The organism is Mycobacterium sp. IDUB_28, from assembly GCF_055419285.1.
The window spans coordinates 166541-181748 of sequence record NZ_JBVAXK010000011.1 but is presented as its reverse complement, the minus strand read 5'-3'; the positions used below and the strand labels follow the sequence as shown (position 1 = coordinate 181748).

The following is a 15208-nucleotide window of genomic DNA, read 5'->3' as shown; positions in this document are numbered from 1 at the left end:
GGGGAGCTGCGCGGCGGGGTGGGGTGGTTTGTGGGGTGGGCTATCGCCGGGGGTCGTCACGCTGGTGGGACGTTGGGTGTTGAGTGCCACTCCTGCGTGACGCTCGGCGGGGTGGGGAGTTGCGCGGCGGGGTGGGGTGGTTTGTGGGGTGGGCTATCGCGGGGGCTCGTCACGCTGGTGGGGCGTTGGGCGTTGAGTGCCACTCCAGCGTGACGCTCGGCGGGGGCGGGGGAGTCGAGGCGCGAGCACGTTTGACACTGTCGGAAATCTATATGACACTGTCATCACCATGACCTTGCTCACCTTGCCCGAATTCGCCGCCGCGGCCGCCGCGGCCGTGCAAGCCTCCGGCGCTGCGCCGGAGAACCGGCAGGCCAAGGCGGTTCCGGCGGAGCGGATGGTGCGCTACTACACCGCCCGGGGTCTGCTACCGCGCCCCGGCAACCGGGGCCGCGCCCTGACCTACGGCCGGACCCACCTGATTCGCCTGGTGGCCATCAAGCGGCTGCAGGGCCAGGGCCTGTCGCTGGACGAGATCGCCACCCGACTGGAGACCATGCCGGCCGCGGACGTGGAGGCCCTGGCCGCTATACCACCCGCCGCGATACCGGCCGGTCTCGGCGACCCCGAGCCCACCCCGGAACCCGCCCGGGCGGCCGGGCCGTTCTGGCGGACCGTGCCTGAGCCGGTGGCCGATGCACCGGCCGTCACCAGGCTGCAGGCCGTCCGCCTGTCCGACACTGTCACCTTGCTGGTCGACGGCCCGGTGCCCCCACTCGATGCGCTGCGCCGCGCCGCGGCGCCATTGCTGGATCTGCTCGCCACCCCAGGAAAGGACTCTCCATGAGTGCTCAATTGTTGCCCCTGCTGCCCGTCCAGCCCGCCCGGCCGGCCGAGACCGGGCGGCCGACCTGCGGTCAATTGAGCGCAGCGGACGGACGAGTCCTGCCGCTGAAGGCGATCAGCGTGGAGACCGCCATCGTGGGCATGACCGCGACGTCGACCGTGCGGCAGCGGTTCGTCAACGCCGGCGACACCACCATCGAGGCGACCTATGTGTTCCCGCTGCCGGCCCGCGCGGGCGTGACGGACTTCGCCGCCGACCTCGCCGGGCGGCGGGTGATCGGGGTGCTCAAGGAGCGGGGTGCGGCGCGGGTCGACTACGAGCAGGCCCTGGCTGCGGGGCAGCGCGCCGCGATCGTCGAGGAGGACCGCTCCGACGTGTTCTCAGTGCGGGTCGGCAATATCGGGCCCGGCGAGGAAGCGGCCATCGAGATGCGGCTGACCGGCCCGCTGTCGTTCGAGGACGGCGAGGCCACCTTCCGCTTCCCCCTGGTGGTCGCGCCGCGATACACCAAAGGCGACGCGCTGCCCGGCGATCAGACCGGCCCGGGGGAGGCCACCGACACCGACCTGGTTCCCGACGCGTCCCGGGTCACCCCGCCCCGCCTGCTCGACTCCGACGAGCGCCCGGAGCTGAAGATCTCGCTGAGCGTGGACGGTGCCGGGCTCGCGGTGTCCGATCTGCGGTGCAGCCTGCCGACGGCACGCGGCGACGACGGGCGGTGGCGCGTCGAAGCGGGTGCGCGCGCCGACCGCGACTTCGTGCTGCGGTTCCGGGTCGACCGCAGCGAGCTGTCGTCGTCGGCGCTGCTGGTGCCCGATCCGGCGGGCGACGAAGGCACCTGGTCGGTGACACTCGTGCCTCCTGTTGAGACATCCAGTGCGCCAAGGGATGTGGTGGTGTTGCTGGACCGCTCAGGCTCGATGCACGGCTGGAAGATGATCGCCGCCCGCCGCGCCGCGGGCCGGATCGTGGACATGCTCGACGCCGGAGACCGGTTCTGTGTGCTGGCGTTCGACGACCGGATCGACGCTCCTCCGCAGCTGCCGGGCGACCTGGTCGAAGCCGACGACCGCAACCGGTTCGCCGCGGCGTCGTGGCTGGGTTCGCTGGACAGCGGCGGCGGGACGGTGATGGACGAACCGCTGGTCAAAGCGGCCGACATGCTGGCCGCGTCGGGTGCGGGCCGGCAGGCCAGCGTCGTACTCGTCACCGACGGCCAGATCAGCGGTGAAGACCACCTGTTGCGCCGGCTGGCACCGGCGGTGGGGGAGACGCGTATCTACTGCGTGGGCATCGACCGCGCCGTCAACGCCGGCTTCCTGGACCGGTTGGCAAAGTTGGGCAACGGACGATCCGAGTTGGTCGAATCCGAGGAACGCCTCGACGAAGCGATGGCCCGATTGGCCCGCACCATCGGCCGCCCCGCGCTGACCGGGCTGCGGGTGAGCGCCGTGGGCGTGCAGCTCCTCGACGGGACGGTCACGCCCGGTCGTGCTCCCGACGCGTTCGCCGGGGTGCCCTGCGTGATCTCCGGGCGGTACCGGGGTCTGACCGAGGCCGAGTTCCGGGTGGACGCCGACGGCTTCACGACCGCCCTGCCCGGCCGTGTCGACCCGGAAGCTGTTGCAGTACAGACGATTTGGGCACGTTCGTTGGTACGTGACCTGGAGGACGAGTACGCCGCATACCGCGCTGACGACGACCTGGCCGCGCAAATCGTCGCGCATTCCATCCGGTTCGGGGTGCTGTCGCGGTTCACCGCCTTCGTGGCGATCGACCCCCAGCAGACCGATGCCGGGCCGCTGACCGAGGTGATCCAGCCCGTCGAGGAGCCCTCGGGGTGGGCGACGAACGTCGGGTTCGCCCCGGTCGCTCGCGTCTATGCCGGCGTGCCAGCGGGTGCCCCGATGCCCGTGCTGGCCGCCGCGCCGATGGCTGCTCCCGCACCGAAACGCCGCGCACCGCGGCGGTCGCTGGACAACTTGCTCAAACAGGTGGAGAAGGGCACCCAGGTTCGGCGTTCGGGACTCGAGGCGGTGCTGGCCGAACTCGAGCAGCACCGCGACGCCACGACGGAACCCGACCTGCGCGCGGCGCTGGTGCAGTTGTGCAATGCCCTGGCGCGCTTTCTGAAGAGCCGGAAACAAGCGCAGTCGGGGGAGGTGGTGGTGGCACTGGAGGCGGTCAAACGGCTGCTCGGCGACACAGACCGCGGGCGGCGCCGCACCAAGCGCAGATTCTGGGAATGAACCGCGCCGGCTACAGCTGAGTGGCCGCCAGGTCCACGTACGCGAGGGCGGGGAAGCCGATCGTGCCCATCCATAGCCGCCCGGCCGCTTCGACCAGACCGGTCACGCTGCCGAAGTCGGGATGTGTGGTGCGCAGACCGGCGACGGCCGCACCGCTGTCCGGGTCGAACGCGACCGCCCAGATTTCCGGTTTGATTCGTGGTTGAAACCGCTCGGGCAGGCGCCACAACACTTTGCGGATGATCGGCGCGCGCGGGAACAACCGTTCCAGCGCGGGGTTGGCCTCGGTGACCAGCGCCGCCCAGATGCGGCCGTCGGCGCCGGTGGACAGGTTGTCGGGCATCCCGGGCAGGTGCTCGGCCAGCGGCGTCACCGATCCGGCCTGCGGACCGGTCAACCAGTATTTGGACAGCCGGCGGGCCTGGGTCTCGGCGAACACCAACGCGGCGCCGTCGGCCGTCGGCGTCACCCCGTTGGCGAAGAACAGTCCGTCGAGCAGCGTGGTGACGGTGCCGTCCGGGTCGAGCCGCAACAGCCCGCCGGTACCCCGTGCCTCCACGATCGGGGCGGTGTAGTCATCGAAATGGTAGTCGCTCGTCGATTCGGTGAAATAGATTGTGCCGTCGGATGTTTCGGTGACATTCGAGCAGAACTTGAACCGTCTGCCACCCACCGAATCGACGATCACGTCCAGCGTGCCGCCGGATGGGTCCAGAGCCAGCAATCCGTGATGGCTGTCGCAGACCAAAATTCGGCCATCGTGCGCGACGTGCATCCCGAGCGGCCTTCCCTCGGTGTCGGCGACGACGTCGGGGCGGCCCTCGGATAGCCGCACAATGCGCCCGTCCTCCAGCCCCGTCCACAATCGCCCGGCGGCGTCGACGACGACATCTTCGGGTCCGTTGCCGGGCAGGGGGACCACCGTGACACTCGGTGCCGGCATGGCCGGTAACGGGTCGATCGGCGGTGGTTGCCACCGGACCGGGTGGATGCGTGCCTTTGCCACGGCTAGAACCGTTCCGAGATCGGAGTCAGCACGCTGCGCAGGATCGTTTCGATCGCGTCGAACTCGGCCGGGCCGCTGATCAGCGCCGGCGCCAGCTGGATCACGGCGTCGCCGCGTTCATCGGTGCGGCAGTACAGTCCCGCTTCGAACAGCGCCGACCCGACCTCGGCCAGCAGCTTGGCGCGCTCCTCGTTGCTGAACCGCTGTTTCGTCGCCTGGTCCCTGACCAGTTCGATGCCGAAGAAGAAGCCCTCGCCGCGGACATCGCCGACGATGGGCAGGTCGTAGAGCTTCTCCAGGGTCGCCCGCAGTGCGGGGGACTGCTGCTTGACGTGGTCGGTGAGACCCTCGCGCTCGAAGATCTCCAGATTCGCCAGCCCGACGGCCGCGGAGACCGGGTGACCGCCGAATGTGTAGCCGTGCCGGAACGTCGTCTTGCCGTCATTGAACGGCTCGAAAACGCGGTCACTGGCGATGGTCGCACCCAGCGGCGAGTAGCCCGATGTCATGCCTTTGGCGCAGGTGATCATGTCCGGTACGTAGCCGAAGTCATCGCAGGCGAAGATCGACCCGATCCGCCCGAACGCGCAGATCACCTCGTCGGAGACCAACAGCACGTCGTATTCGTCGCAGATCTCGCGGACCCGCTCGAAGTAACCGGGCGGCGGCGGGTACGAACCGCCGGCGTTCTGCACCGGTTCCAGGAAGACCGCCGCGACGGTGTCGGGCCCCTCGAATTCGATGGCCTCGGCGATCCGGTCCGCAGCCCACCGGCCGAAGGCCTTGATGTCGGTGTCCAACGGTTCGGGCGCGCGATAGAAGTTGGTGTTCGGCACCCGGAACCCGCCCGGCGCCAACGGCTCGAAGGCTTCCTTGTACTTCGGCAGGCCGGTGATCGCCAGCGCGCCCTGGGTGGTGCCGTGGTAGGCGATGGCCCGCGAAATCACCTTGTACTTATTGGGTTTACCGGTCAGCTTGAAGTACTGCTTGGCCATCTTCCACGCGGTCTCGACCGCTTCGGTGCCACCGTTGGTGAAGAACACCCGGTTCAAGTCGCCCGGCGCGTAGTGGGCCAGGCGTTCGGACAGTTCGATCGCCGGCGGGGTGGTGTTGCCCCACAGCGGGAAGAACGCCAGCTGCTCGGCCTGCCGGGCCGCGGCCTCGGCGAGTTCGGTGCGGCCGTAGCCGACCTGCACCACGAACAGACCCGACAGCGCGTCGAGGTAGCTCTTGCCGCGGTCGTCGTAGATGGTGACGCCGTCACCGCGGGTGATGACGGGCGGCGTGATGCCATTGCCGTGCTGGGCGAAGTGCAGCCAAAGATTTCTGGACATCGTGTTCGCGAGCCTAGCGGTCCGGGGGAATACTGCACTGAGAGTGGGCAAGCGCAGGACCGGGGGCGATCCGATGAACGATCACACACGCCGCTATCGGCGGCTGCTCGGTCAGGGCGGCATGGGCCGGGTGTGGCGTGCCTTCGGCACCGCCACCGAGCGCGCCGTCGCGGTCACGATGCTGGCCGGGCACATGTCCGACGGCGAGAGCTCTCTCCACCGGATACGTCGTCAGCGACGCCACCGCAGCGGCTCATGACATCCACCCAGGTCGACGAATTCGAATCGCTACGGCCCCACCTGATGTCGGTGGCCTACCGGTTGACCGGCACCGTTGCCGACGCCGAGGACATCGTTCAGGAAGCCTGGCTGCGGTGGCACACCCAGGACAGCGTGATCGGGGACCTGCGGGCCTGGTTGACGACGGTGGTGAGCCGGCTGGGGCTGGACAAGTTGCGCTCGGCCTCGCACCGGCGCGAAACCTATACGGGCAACTGGCTGCCCGAGCCGGTGGTCACCGGTTTCGACCCGGCAGATCCGCTGTCGGCGGTGGTCTCGGCCGAGGATGCCCGCTTCGCCGCGATGGTGGTGCTGGAAAAGCTCAACCCCGATCAGCGAGTGGCCTTCGTGCTGCACGACGGTTTCGCGGTGCCGTTCGCCGACGTGGCCGACGTGCTGGGCACCACCGAAGCCGCGGCCCGCCAACTGGCGTCGCGGGCCCGCAGAGCGGTCGCGGCCGCGCCGCCGCCGAAGCCGGATCCTGGGCACGCCGAGGTGGTCGGCAAGCTGATGGCGGCGATGGCGGCCGGCGATCTGGAGGCCGTGGTCGCGCTGCTGCACCCCGACGTCACCTTCACCGGCGACTCGAATGGCAAGGCGCCCACCGCAGTTCAGATCATCCGGGGTGCGGACAAGGTGGTCCGGTTCATGCTCGGGCTGGCCGGCCGGTACGGCGACGCGTTCTACACCGCCAATCACCTGGCTCTGGTCAACGGCGAATTAGGTTCGTACACAACGGGTTTCCCTGCCGCTGAGGGACGCCGCGAGATGGCGCCGCGGATCACCGCGATGACGGTGCGCGACGGCAAGGTGGTCGCCCTGTGGGACATCGCCAACCCCGACAAGTTCACCGGATCCCCGTTGCGCCGGTGATGACTAAAGGACGATCCCGGTGGCCGGGCCGAGGATGATCTGCTGGCCGCCGGGCGCCACGTAGGGGCCGGTGGGCCCGTAGATGCCGTACTCTGCGGGATCGGTGCTCGGGCCGAAACCGTTGTAGATGTCGTTGATCCAGCCGCCGGCCAGGGTGTGGACCGCCGCGGTCGCACCGGGCGGGGAGAACCCGGTGAGCAGTTGGGCGGCGAAGTCGACCAGCGGGTTGCCGCCCAGCATGGAGTCGACGTGTGAGCCGCCGACGATCTCGACGCCGCTGAACTGCCCCGGATACAGGCTCACCAGGGTATCGGTGGTGGCGCCGTAGGCATTCCACGGCTGCGGCGGCGCAACCACCGCATACAGCGGAATGCCGGCGGTCTGCAACGTGGTCGCCGCGTCGGCGAACGCCGCGTTGTTACTCGCGACGCCGTCGAACATCACCACGCCCTGCAGGTTGTTGGTGCCGCTGCCGAGGGCCGAGAGGTAGTTGCTGGCCGCCATGGTGGCCAGGCCACCGCCGGCGGAGTGTCCGGTGAGGATGAACTGCTGCGGCAGCGTGCCCAGGTAGCCGGCCTGGTGCGCGGCGGTGTTCAGCGCCGGCTGGCCGCCCAGGAACAGCGAGCCCACCCCCTGCTGCATCTGCGGGCTGTTCAGGTACACACCCAGGGGCAGTGGGATCGACGGGATGGTGGGTGTGACCACGACGCTGTTGGTCTGTTGTGCGAGGTTCATGGCCAACGGCTGGTAGAACCAGCCGATCGCGGCGAAACCGTGCTGCAGGTAGACGGTGCCGGTGGGGGTCACCGCGCCGCTCGCCTGGGTCGGGAAGTACCAGAACGCCGGCGCCGGGTAGTTGAACTGGGGAACCGTGAGCCCCAGGAAGGAACTCGGGCCGACCGGGATCTGCAGGAACGAGAACCCGATCCTGACCCCGCTCACCCCGTTGGTCCCGGAAACGGCGACCGTGGCGGGGAAGTTCAGCACCCCGCCCAGGCCGACCGCGTTGGTTCCCCAGTTGAGCAACGCGCCCAGCGTCGCGGTGTTCACGCCGATGCTGGCGCCGAACAACGGGCGCCCGATCAGCAACTCGATGGGTGCGAAGAACCCGGCCTGCTGCAGCGCGGCCAGCAGCGGCAACACATTGGCGGCCTCGGCGGCAGCGTAGGCGGCCGACGCTTCGCTCAACGCCCGTGCGAATTGCGTCTGCCACAGGGTGGTCTGGGCGCTGAGCACCTGGAACTCCTGGGCGTGGCTGCCGAAGAGACTCGCGATGGCCGCTGACACCTCGTCACCGGCCGCCGCGAGCACGTCCGTCGTCAATGGCGCCGCGGCAGCGGCTGCCTCCCGGAGGGCGTTTCCGATCCCGGTCAGCTCACCGGCAGCTGCGGCCAGCGCCTCCGGCGCTGCGATCAACGACATTGTCGAATCGTAGGCAGGTCAGGCCCGATTCGACCGAATTTCCGCCGAGTCGGCCCACGGCACCCGGCAGGAGTCCCCCGAACTGAAACCCTGCTCGGTGATGCCCAGCGCCGAGTACATCCGGGCGCGCATGTTCTCGATGCCGATCTGGTAGGTCAGCTCGATCACGCCGGCGTCGCCGAAGCGGGCCCGCAGATCCTCGACCTGCTCGTCGGTCACCGCATGCGGGTCGGTGGTCATCGCGTCGGCGTAGGCGATGGCCGCGCGTTCGTCGTCGCTGAAGGCCGGCGAGGTGGCGTAACGGTCGATGTCTTTGAGCCGCTCGATGTCCAGGCCGTCCAGCCGCTGCAGCATCGACCCGAAGTCGACGCACCACGAGCAGCCGACGGTGCGGGCGGTCCAGAAGACCGCCAGTTCGCGCACGCTGGCCGGCAGCGTCCGCGACGCGCTCTGCAGCAGGGTCTCGTGCACGGCATTGGCGACCAGCAGGCGCGGATGGTGCGCGGCGACCGTGAACGGCTCGGGAACCTCGCCGAACCGCCGTTTGGCGACCCGGTACATGGCGCGGACGAGCAGGCCGGCGCGCTTGGGGGGCAGGGGCTGGATGCGGGTTTTCTGTGTCATACCGATCAGACGAGGCAGGTCGGAAGGATGTGACACCTTCGGCGCAAGAAAATTCCAAGGATCCGACAAGAATGCTCCAAGGGCTCCGGCCGAGTCTTGCCCGATGGAACTCACAACCTCGTCGTACTGGGACATCGTCGAAGCGTCCCTGCTGACCGACCTGGAGGAGCTGGCGCACACCGAGGTGCTGGTCGCCGACTCGCGGCTGGACCAGTCGGGCGTGCGTGCCGCCGTGGACGCGGTCTTCGACGCCAACCCCACCCTGGGCGCGGTGTTCGAGCCGAGCATGGAGCGCTGGCTGGCCCGGCCGGGCGGTGGCTGGAGTTGGGCGGTCGAGCCGCCGGGGGTCTTGGTGGACGAGGTGATTGCGCGGCAACGTGCCGGTTACGACAAGCGCACCGGCCGACTGTTCGCGGTGTCGCTGCTGCCCGGTTCGCCGGAGCGGTTGGTGCTCACCGCCAGCAGGCTGTGCGTGGACGAGGCGTTGTGGCAGAGCGTGGTCGATGCGCTGGTGACCGGGTACGTGGGCGCTACCCTCACGCCCGACATCACCTTTCGGGCTAAAAGTCGCGCCGCACGCTCATGGGCGTGGTGGCGGGCAGATCGCCGCCCGCGATCACCGCTCGCGCTAGCGGGGTGAGTGCTTCGAACAAGGCCCGCAGTTCGTCGTCGTCGAGACCGTCGAACACATGCAAAGCCATTGTGTCCGTGACGGTTTCGATCTGATTTCGGAACTGGCGACCGGCCTGGGTCAACGCTCCGTCAGCGTCGATGAGACCGCGGGCGGCGAGGCTGCGCCGGCAGGCGTCCCACTCCTGATCGTCGTAGTGACGAGCGCGCTTCATGTAGTCGGCGGGCACCTGCCCGGCGGCGGTGTGCAGCACGTTGGACTCCCGTCCGGAGATGCCCGCCGCGGCCAGCACCGCCACGTGCCCGTCGCCGCGGTGTTCACGCAGCAGCGTCACCGCATGCCAGAGTGCGGCCACCGGATCGGACGGCACCGGCAGCGCGACGTTGGCCGCGAACAGCGGGCGGGCGTCCACCGGGGCGCGCTGCGCCGCGCGGATCGCCAATTCCGCTGCAGTGCGGACGTTTTCGTCGTCGAGAAGGCCCACCCGGTGCAGGGCGGCGACCGTCGACTGCTGACGTGCGCGCAATGCGGCGTCCGGCCCGGCGATATCCCACGCCGCCGGAAGGGCTTTGGCCACCCGCGCAGGCGCGAAGTTGTAGAACACCGCCGTCACGACCTGTGGCGCCACCACACCCAGCGGTGCCGACCGGGCGGCGAAGTACCCCATCCAGAACCCGCGGTAACCGAGGTCGTCCAACCCTGCGCGCACCTCGGGCGCGAAGTACGTCACGGCGTGGATGGGTTCGAAGCGGTCGTAGAACTGTCGGGCCAACTCGGTTGTGCGTTGCATGCTTGCAGCTTCCTTGATGCCGTTAGGCTGCGCTAGTGGCGGATGGGGAGGCCTTCGGGCGGTATCGGCTGCTCGAGGAGCTCCGTTGGGCCGGGGCCGGGACCGTATACCGGGCTCGGGACACCATGATGACGCGCGACGTGGCCCTCAAAGTGCTTCCCGCGGAGTCCGCCGACGATCCCGAATATCGGGAGCGGTTTCGCTCCGAGGTTTCCATCGCGGCCCAGCTGAACAATCCGAACGTCATCCCGGTCTATGAAGCCGGCGAGATCGACGGTCGCCTCTACCTGGTGATGCCCATCCTGGACGGCATCGATGCGCGCAGTCTGCTGGACCGCGACGGCGCGATGAGCCCGGCACTGGCGGTGCGGGTGATCGAGCAGGCTGCGGTGGCGCTGGAATCCGCGCACCGATCCGGGCTGGTGCACGGTGACGTGAAGCCGTCGAATCTGTTCGTCGTGGGCGGCGAATTCGTGTATCTGATCGACTTCGGGGCCCACGCGGCCGGCGCCGCCGTGGATAGCGGAAGCTGGCCGTATCTGGCCCCGGAGCGACTGCGGTCCCAGACCAGTGCCCCCGGCGCCGCCGGCGACATCTACGCCCTCGCCTGTGTGTTGCACGAATGCCTGACCGGACAGCAGGCCGTGCGCGGCGACAGCTTGGAGGAGATCGCCGCCGCGCATCTGCACGGCGCGCCGCCGAAGCCGTGTGACATCGACCCGTCGATCCCGGTCGGTTTCGATGACGTGGTCGCTCGCGGCATGGCGAAGAACCCCGATGACCGTTACCAGTCCGCACGCGAATTCGCCCGTGCCGCAAGAGCTGCGCTCACGCCTGCCGGGGGTGCGTCGGCGGTCTCGGCCGACCAACGCGAGTTCGGCCGCTATCACCTGCTGCAAGTCCTCGGCGCGGGCGGGATGGGTGCGGTGTACCGGGCTCGCGACACCGAACTGCACCGGGACGTCGCCGTCAAACTGCTGCAGCCGGGTCTGGCCGTCGAGCCGGGCTATGAGGAGCGATTTCGCCGGGAGGCGTACGCCGCCGGCCGGCTGGCCAGTCCGAACATCATCCCGATCTACGAGGCCGGCGAAGTCGACGGCCGGTTGTATCTGGTGATGCCGATCATCAACGGCGTCGACGTGCACACCGTGTTGCAGCGGGACGGGGCCATGGACCCGGACCGGGCGGTGCGGGTGATCGAGCAGGTCGCGGGCGCGTTGGAAGTGGCGCACAAGTCCGGGTTGGTGCACCGCGACGTCAAGCCGTCGAACCTGTTGATGGTCGACGAAGACTTTGTGTACCTGATCGACTTCGGGCTCGTCCACGACTCCTCGGCCGCCCGTCTGACGGTGACCAACATCGCGCCGGGGACCCCGGCCTATATGGCGCCGGAGCGCTTCACCAGCGGGTCGATCACCGACGCCCGGGCCGACGTGTATTCGCTGGCCTGTGTGCTCTACGAGTGTCTGACCGGTCAACTGCCGTTCGCCGGCGACAGTATCGGGCAGCTGGTGGGCGCGCATCTGTCCACCGATCCGCCCCGGCCGAGCAGCTGCAACCCTGCCCTCGCCGGGTTCGACAACGTGATCGCGCGCGGCATGGCCAAGGATCCCGATGCCCGCTACCAGTCGGCCAGCGAGCTCGCTGTCGCCGCCCGCAAAGCCCTCACCGACCCCGGCGAACCAACGCCGGCACCGATCGACGACCCGGTACTGGACGCCACGATGCTGGCGGCACCGCAACCGCGACGCAACCGTCGCCGTGTTGTCGCCGCCGCGGCCGCCCTGCTGGTCGTCGCGTGCGGCGCGGCATTCTTGGTGACCCACAACAGATCTCGTCCCACCCAGTCGGCGGCGCAGACGGTACTGCCGTTCAGTGACCTGGACGGGCCGCTGGGGATCACCGTCGACGCGAAGGGCACCGTCTACGTCACCGACACCGGCCACAACCGCGTCGTGCAGCTGGCGACCGGCTCGACCGAACAGACCGTCGCGCCGTTCTCCGGGTTGGACCACCCCACCGACATCGCGGTCGACAGCCAAGGCACCGTCGTGGTGGGCGAGAACCGCCGAGTGCTGCAGCTGACCGCGGGATCGACCGATCAGACCGTCCTGCCGTTCGCCGGCCTGGCCGAACCCAGTGGCGTCGCGATCTCCACCCGCGGTCCAGACCTTGCCGTCTACGTCGTCGACTCCCGGCTCAACAAGGTGCTGACGCTGCGCGGGCCGGCCGTGGACCAGACCGAGTTGCCCTTCACCGGCTTGAACCATCCCTCGGCGGTGGCGCTGGACGGCAACGGGACACTCTTCATCGTCGACCGGAACAACGAGCGGGTGATCAAATTACCCGCCACCGCGACGGTCGCCACCGTGCTGTCCTACGCGGTCGGTCGGCCGGAATACATCGCCGTCGATGCCGACGACGACCTGTACGTCACCGACACCCGCCACAACAGTGTGTTGAAGCTGGTCAAGGCCTCCAACACGATGATCACGCTGCCGTTCCAGGGACTGAGCAATCCGCAGGGCGTCGCAGTCGATGCCGCCGGGAATGTCTACGTCGTCGATTCCGGCAACAACCGGGTGCTGAAACTGCCGCCGAGCTGACTCAGCGCGTGAACATCACGGCGCGTTTGACTTCCTGGATCGCCTTGGTCACCTCGATGCCCCGCGGGCAGCACTCGGTGCAGTTGAACGTGGTGCGACAACGCCACACCCCGTCGACCTCGTTGAGGATGTCCAGGCGTTCGGCGGCCGCCTCGTCGCGACTGTCGAAGATGAACCGGTGCGCGTTGACGATGGCCGCCGGCCCGAAGTAGCTGCCTTCGTTCCAGAACACCGGGCAGCTGGTGGTGCAGCAGGCGCACAGGATGCACTTGGTGGTGTCGTCGTAGCGGGCGCGGTCGGTCGGGCTCTGAATACGTTCGCGCGTAGGGGGATTGCCGCTGGTGATCAGGTACGGCTTGATTGCGCGGTAGGCCTCGAAGAACGGTTCCATGTCGACCACGAGGTCTTTTTCCACCGGCAGCCCGCGGATCGGTTCGACGGTGATGGTGAGTTTCTTGCCGGGCTTCTTGGGCAGCAGATCGCGCATCAGCACCTTGCAGGCCAACCGGTTGACGCCGTTGATCCGCATCGCGTCCGAGCCGCACACCCCGTGCGCGCACGACCTGCGGAACGTCAACGTCCCGTCCAGGTAGCCCTTGATGTACAGCAGCAGGTTCAGCAGCCGGTCGCTGGGCAGACACGGCACCCGGAAGCTCTGCCAGCCACCGGTGGCCGCGAACTTCTCCGGGTCGTCCGGGTTGAACCGGGCGATCTTCAGCGTCACCATCACCGCGCCGTCCGGGACCGGCGGCAGCGGGGCTTCGAGCGTGTGGACCTCTGGCTCGGCAGTCATCAGTACTTCCGCTCCTTCGGCTCATACCGGGTCTGCACCACCGGCTTGAAGTCCAGCCGGATGTCGCTGATCAGGTCGGCACCTTCTTTGTAGGCCATGGTGTGGCGCATGTAGTTGACGTCGTCGCGGTTGGGGTAGTCCTCGCGGGCGTGCCCGCCGCGCGACTCCTTGCGGTTCAGCGCACCCACCACGGTGACCTCGGCGAGCTCCAGCAGAAAGCCGAGCTCGATAGCCTCCAGCAGGTCGCTGTTGAACCGTTTCCCCTTGTCTTGCACGGTGATTCGGGAGTACCGCCCTTTGAGCGCATGGATGTCGGTGAGTGCCTGCTTGAGCGTTTCCTCGGTGCGGAACACCGCGGCGTTGTTGTCCATGGTCTGTTGCAGGGCACCGCGGATGTCGGCGACCCGCTCGTTGCCGTGCTCGGAGAGGATGTCGGCGACCCAGCCCTGCACCATCGCCGCGGGTTCGGGCGGCATGTCGGAGAAGTCATGCCCCCGCGCGTACGCGGCGGCGGCCAGGCCCGCGCGGCGCCCGAAGACGTTGATGTCCAGCAGCGAATTGGTGCCCAGCCGGTTGGCGCCGTGCACCGAGACGCACGCGCACTCGCCGGCCGCGAACAGTCCGGGCACGGTGTTGGTGTTGTCGCGCAGCACCTGGCCGGTGACCGTGGTCGGGATGCCGCCCATCACGTAGTGGCAGGTCGGGTAGACCGGGACCAGTTCGTGCACCGGGTCCACACCCAGGTAGGTGCGGGCGAACTCGGTGATGTCGGGCAGCTTGGCTTCCAGCACCTCCTCGCCGAGGTGACGGACGTCGATGTAGACGTAGTCCTTGTGCGGGCCGGCGCCCCGGCCTTCCAGCACCTCGAGCACCATCGACCGGGCGACGATGTCGCGCGGCGCCAGGTCGACGATGGTCGGGGCGTAGCGCTCCATGAAGCGTTCGCCCTCCCCGTTGAGCAACCGGCCGCCCTCGCCGCGCACCGCCTCGGAGATCAGGATGCCCAGACCGGCCAGGCCGGTCGGATGGAACTGGTGAAATTCCATGTCCTCCAACGGAAGTCCCTTGCGGAACACGATCCCGATGCCGTCCCCGGTCAGCGTGTGCGCATTGGAGGTGGTCTTGTACATCCGGCCGGATCCGCCGGTCGCCAGCACGACCGCCTTGGCGTGGAAGACGTGGATCTCACCGGTGGCCAGTTCGTAGGCCACCACCCCGGTAGCGACCGGCCCGGTGGGGGTCTGGGTGAGCACCAGGTCCAATGCGTAGAACTCGTTGAAGAACTGCACATCGTGCTTGACGCAGTTCTGGTACAGCGTCTGCAGGATCATGTGGCCGGTGCGGTCGGCGGCGTAACAGGCCCGCCGGACCGGGGCCTTGCCGTGGTCGCGGGTGTGCCCACCGAACCGGCGCTGGTCGATGCGGCCCTCCGGGGTGCGGTTGAACGGCATCCCCATCTTCTCCAGGTCCAGCACCGCGTCGATGGCTTCTTTGCACATGATCTCCACGGCGTCCTGGTCGGCGAGGTAGTCGCCGCCCTTGACGGTGTCGAAGGTGTGCCACTCCCAGTTGTCCTCTTCGACGTTGGCCAGCGCGGCGCACATGCCGCCCTGGGCGGCGCCGGTGTGGCTGCGGGTGGGGTAGAGCTTGGTCAGCACTGCGGTGCGGACGCGGGGGCCGGCCTCCACCGCGGCCCGCATCCCGGCTCCGCCCGCCCCGACGATCACCACGTCGTATCGGTGTTGCTGGATCAA

General features: G+C 68.6%; 12 protein-coding genes and 1 pseudogene. 6 read left to right on the top strand and 7 right to left on the bottom strand.

Features of this window, described 5'->3' with window-relative positions:
• Positions 1-289: 289 nt before the first annotated feature.
• Positions 290-847: a MerR family transcriptional regulator gene (locus ACZYZ9_RS21830; protein WP_463828344.1), complete on the top strand. Its 558-nt coding sequence runs from the start codon at positions 290-292 to the stop codon at positions 845-847.
• On the top strand, positions 844-3096 hold the full coding sequence (locus ACZYZ9_RS21825) for a VIT domain-containing protein (protein ID WP_463828343.1): 2253 nt from the start codon (positions 844-846) through the stop codon (positions 3094-3096). The genes ACZYZ9_RS21830 and ACZYZ9_RS21825 overlap by 4 nt, the downstream gene beginning before the upstream one ends.
• Positions 3097-3106: 10 nt before the next feature.
• On the opposite strand, the gene ACZYZ9_RS21820 is transcribed toward ACZYZ9_RS21825, so the two are convergent.
• The gene (locus ACZYZ9_RS21820) at positions 3107-4039 is read right to left on the bottom strand and encodes an SMP-30/gluconolactonase/LRE family protein (protein ID WP_463828367.1); all 933 of its coding nucleotides are present in this window, start codon (positions 4037-4039) and stop codon (positions 3107-3109) included.
• Between the two features lie 65 nt (positions 4040-4104).
• On the bottom strand, positions 4105-5487 hold the full coding sequence (locus ACZYZ9_RS21815; protein WP_463828342.1) for an aspartate aminotransferase family protein: 1383 nt from the start codon (positions 5485-5487) through the stop codon (positions 4105-4107).
• Between the two features lie 22 nt (positions 5488-5509).
• Here ACZYZ9_RS21815 and ACZYZ9_RS21810 point away from each other — a divergent pair, with 22 nt between their 5' ends.
• The gene (locus ACZYZ9_RS21810; protein ID WP_463828341.1) at positions 5510-5695 is read left to right on the top strand and encodes a hypothetical protein; all 186 of its coding nucleotides are present in this window, start codon (positions 5510-5512) and stop codon (positions 5693-5695) included.
• Positions 5692-6588 (top strand): sigma-70 family RNA polymerase sigma factor, encoded by an 897-nt coding sequence (locus ACZYZ9_RS21805; RefSeq protein WP_463828340.1) that lies wholly within the window; start codon positions 5692-5694, stop codon positions 6586-6588. Before ACZYZ9_RS21810 ends, ACZYZ9_RS21805 begins: the two co-directional genes overlap by 4 nt.
• A 3-nt stretch (positions 6589-6591) precedes the next feature.
• On the opposite strand, the gene ACZYZ9_RS21800 is transcribed toward ACZYZ9_RS21805, so the two are convergent.
• Together ACZYZ9_RS21800 and ACZYZ9_RS21795 are read right to left on the bottom strand one after the other, a co-directional pair.
• Positions 6592-8010, bottom strand: a complete 1419-nt coding sequence (locus ACZYZ9_RS21800; protein WP_463828339.1) for a PE domain-containing protein — start codon at positions 8008-8010, stop codon at positions 6592-6594.
• Positions 8011-8028: 18 nt separating this feature from the next.
• A pseudogene (locus ACZYZ9_RS21795) lies at positions 8029-8667 on the bottom strand (carboxymuconolactone decarboxylase family protein); the annotation flags it as partial.
• A gap of 70 nt (positions 8668-8737) precedes the next feature.
• Here ACZYZ9_RS21795 and ACZYZ9_RS21790 point away from each other — a divergent pair.
• Positions 8738-9274: a condensation domain-containing protein gene (locus tag ACZYZ9_RS21790; RefSeq protein WP_463828338.1), complete on the top strand. Its 537-nt coding sequence runs from the start codon at positions 8738-8740 to the stop codon at positions 9272-9274.
• Here ACZYZ9_RS21790 and ACZYZ9_RS21785 read toward each other — a convergent pair.
• The gene (locus ACZYZ9_RS21785; protein ID WP_463828337.1) at positions 9195-10055 is read right to left on the bottom strand and encodes an SCO6745 family protein; all 861 of its coding nucleotides are present in this window, start codon (positions 10053-10055) and stop codon (positions 9195-9197) included. The genes ACZYZ9_RS21790 and ACZYZ9_RS21785 overlap by 80 nt on opposite strands.
• A 35-nt stretch (positions 10056-10090) precedes the next feature.
• Here ACZYZ9_RS21785 and ACZYZ9_RS21780 point away from each other — a divergent pair, with 35 nt between their 5' ends.
• The gene (locus ACZYZ9_RS21780) at positions 10091-12661 is read left to right on the top strand and encodes a serine/threonine-protein kinase PknD (protein ID WP_463828336.1); all 2571 of its coding nucleotides are present in this window, start codon (positions 10091-10093) and stop codon (positions 12659-12661) included.
• A 1-nt stretch (position 12662) separates the two neighbouring features.
• On the opposite strand, the gene ACZYZ9_RS21775 is transcribed toward ACZYZ9_RS21780, so the two are convergent.
• The gene (locus ACZYZ9_RS21775) at positions 12663-13454 is read right to left on the bottom strand and encodes a succinate dehydrogenase iron-sulfur subunit (RefSeq protein WP_463828335.1); all 792 of its coding nucleotides are present in this window, start codon (positions 13452-13454) and stop codon (positions 12663-12665) included.
• Positions 13454-15208 carry a succinate dehydrogenase flavoprotein subunit gene (gene sdhA, locus ACZYZ9_RS21770; RefSeq protein WP_463828334.1) on the bottom strand — a complete coding sequence of 585 codons (1755 nt, stop codon included), beginning with the start codon at positions 15206-15208 and terminating at the stop codon, positions 13454-13456. Before sdhA ends, ACZYZ9_RS21775 begins: the two co-directional genes overlap by 1 nt.

Coding starts and splice junctions, on each gene's coding strand:
- ACZYZ9_RS21785 (WP_463828337.1), bottom strand. CDS start 10,055: ATGCAACGCACAACCGAGTTGGCCCGACAGTTCTACGACCGCTTCGAA.
- ACZYZ9_RS21810 (WP_463828341.1), top strand. CDS start 5,510: ATGAACGATCACACACGCCGCTATCGGCGGCTGCTCGGTCAGGGCGGC.
- ACZYZ9_RS21805 (WP_463828340.1), top strand. CDS start 5,692: ATGACATCCACCCAGGTCGACGAATTCGAATCGCTACGGCCCCACCTG.
- ACZYZ9_RS21800 (WP_463828339.1), bottom strand. CDS start 8,010: ATGTCGTTGATCGCAGCGCCGGAGGCGCTGGCCGCAGCTGCCGGTGAG.
- ACZYZ9_RS21820 (WP_463828367.1), bottom strand. CDS start 4,039: ATGCCGGCACCGAGTGTCACGGTGGTCCCCCTGCCCGGCAACGGACCC.
- ACZYZ9_RS21775 (WP_463828335.1), bottom strand. CDS start 13,454: ATGACTGCCGAGCCAGAGGTCCACACGCTCGAAGCCCCGCTGCCGCCG.
- ACZYZ9_RS21830 (WP_463828344.1), top strand. CDS start 290: ATGACCTTGCTCACCTTGCCCGAATTCGCCGCCGCGGCCGCCGCGGCC.
- ACZYZ9_RS21790 (WP_463828338.1), top strand. CDS start 8,738: ATGGAACTCACAACCTCGTCGTACTGGGACATCGTCGAAGCGTCCCTG.
- ACZYZ9_RS21825 (WP_463828343.1), top strand. CDS start 844: ATGAGTGCTCAATTGTTGCCCCTGCTGCCCGTCCAGCCCGCCCGGCCG.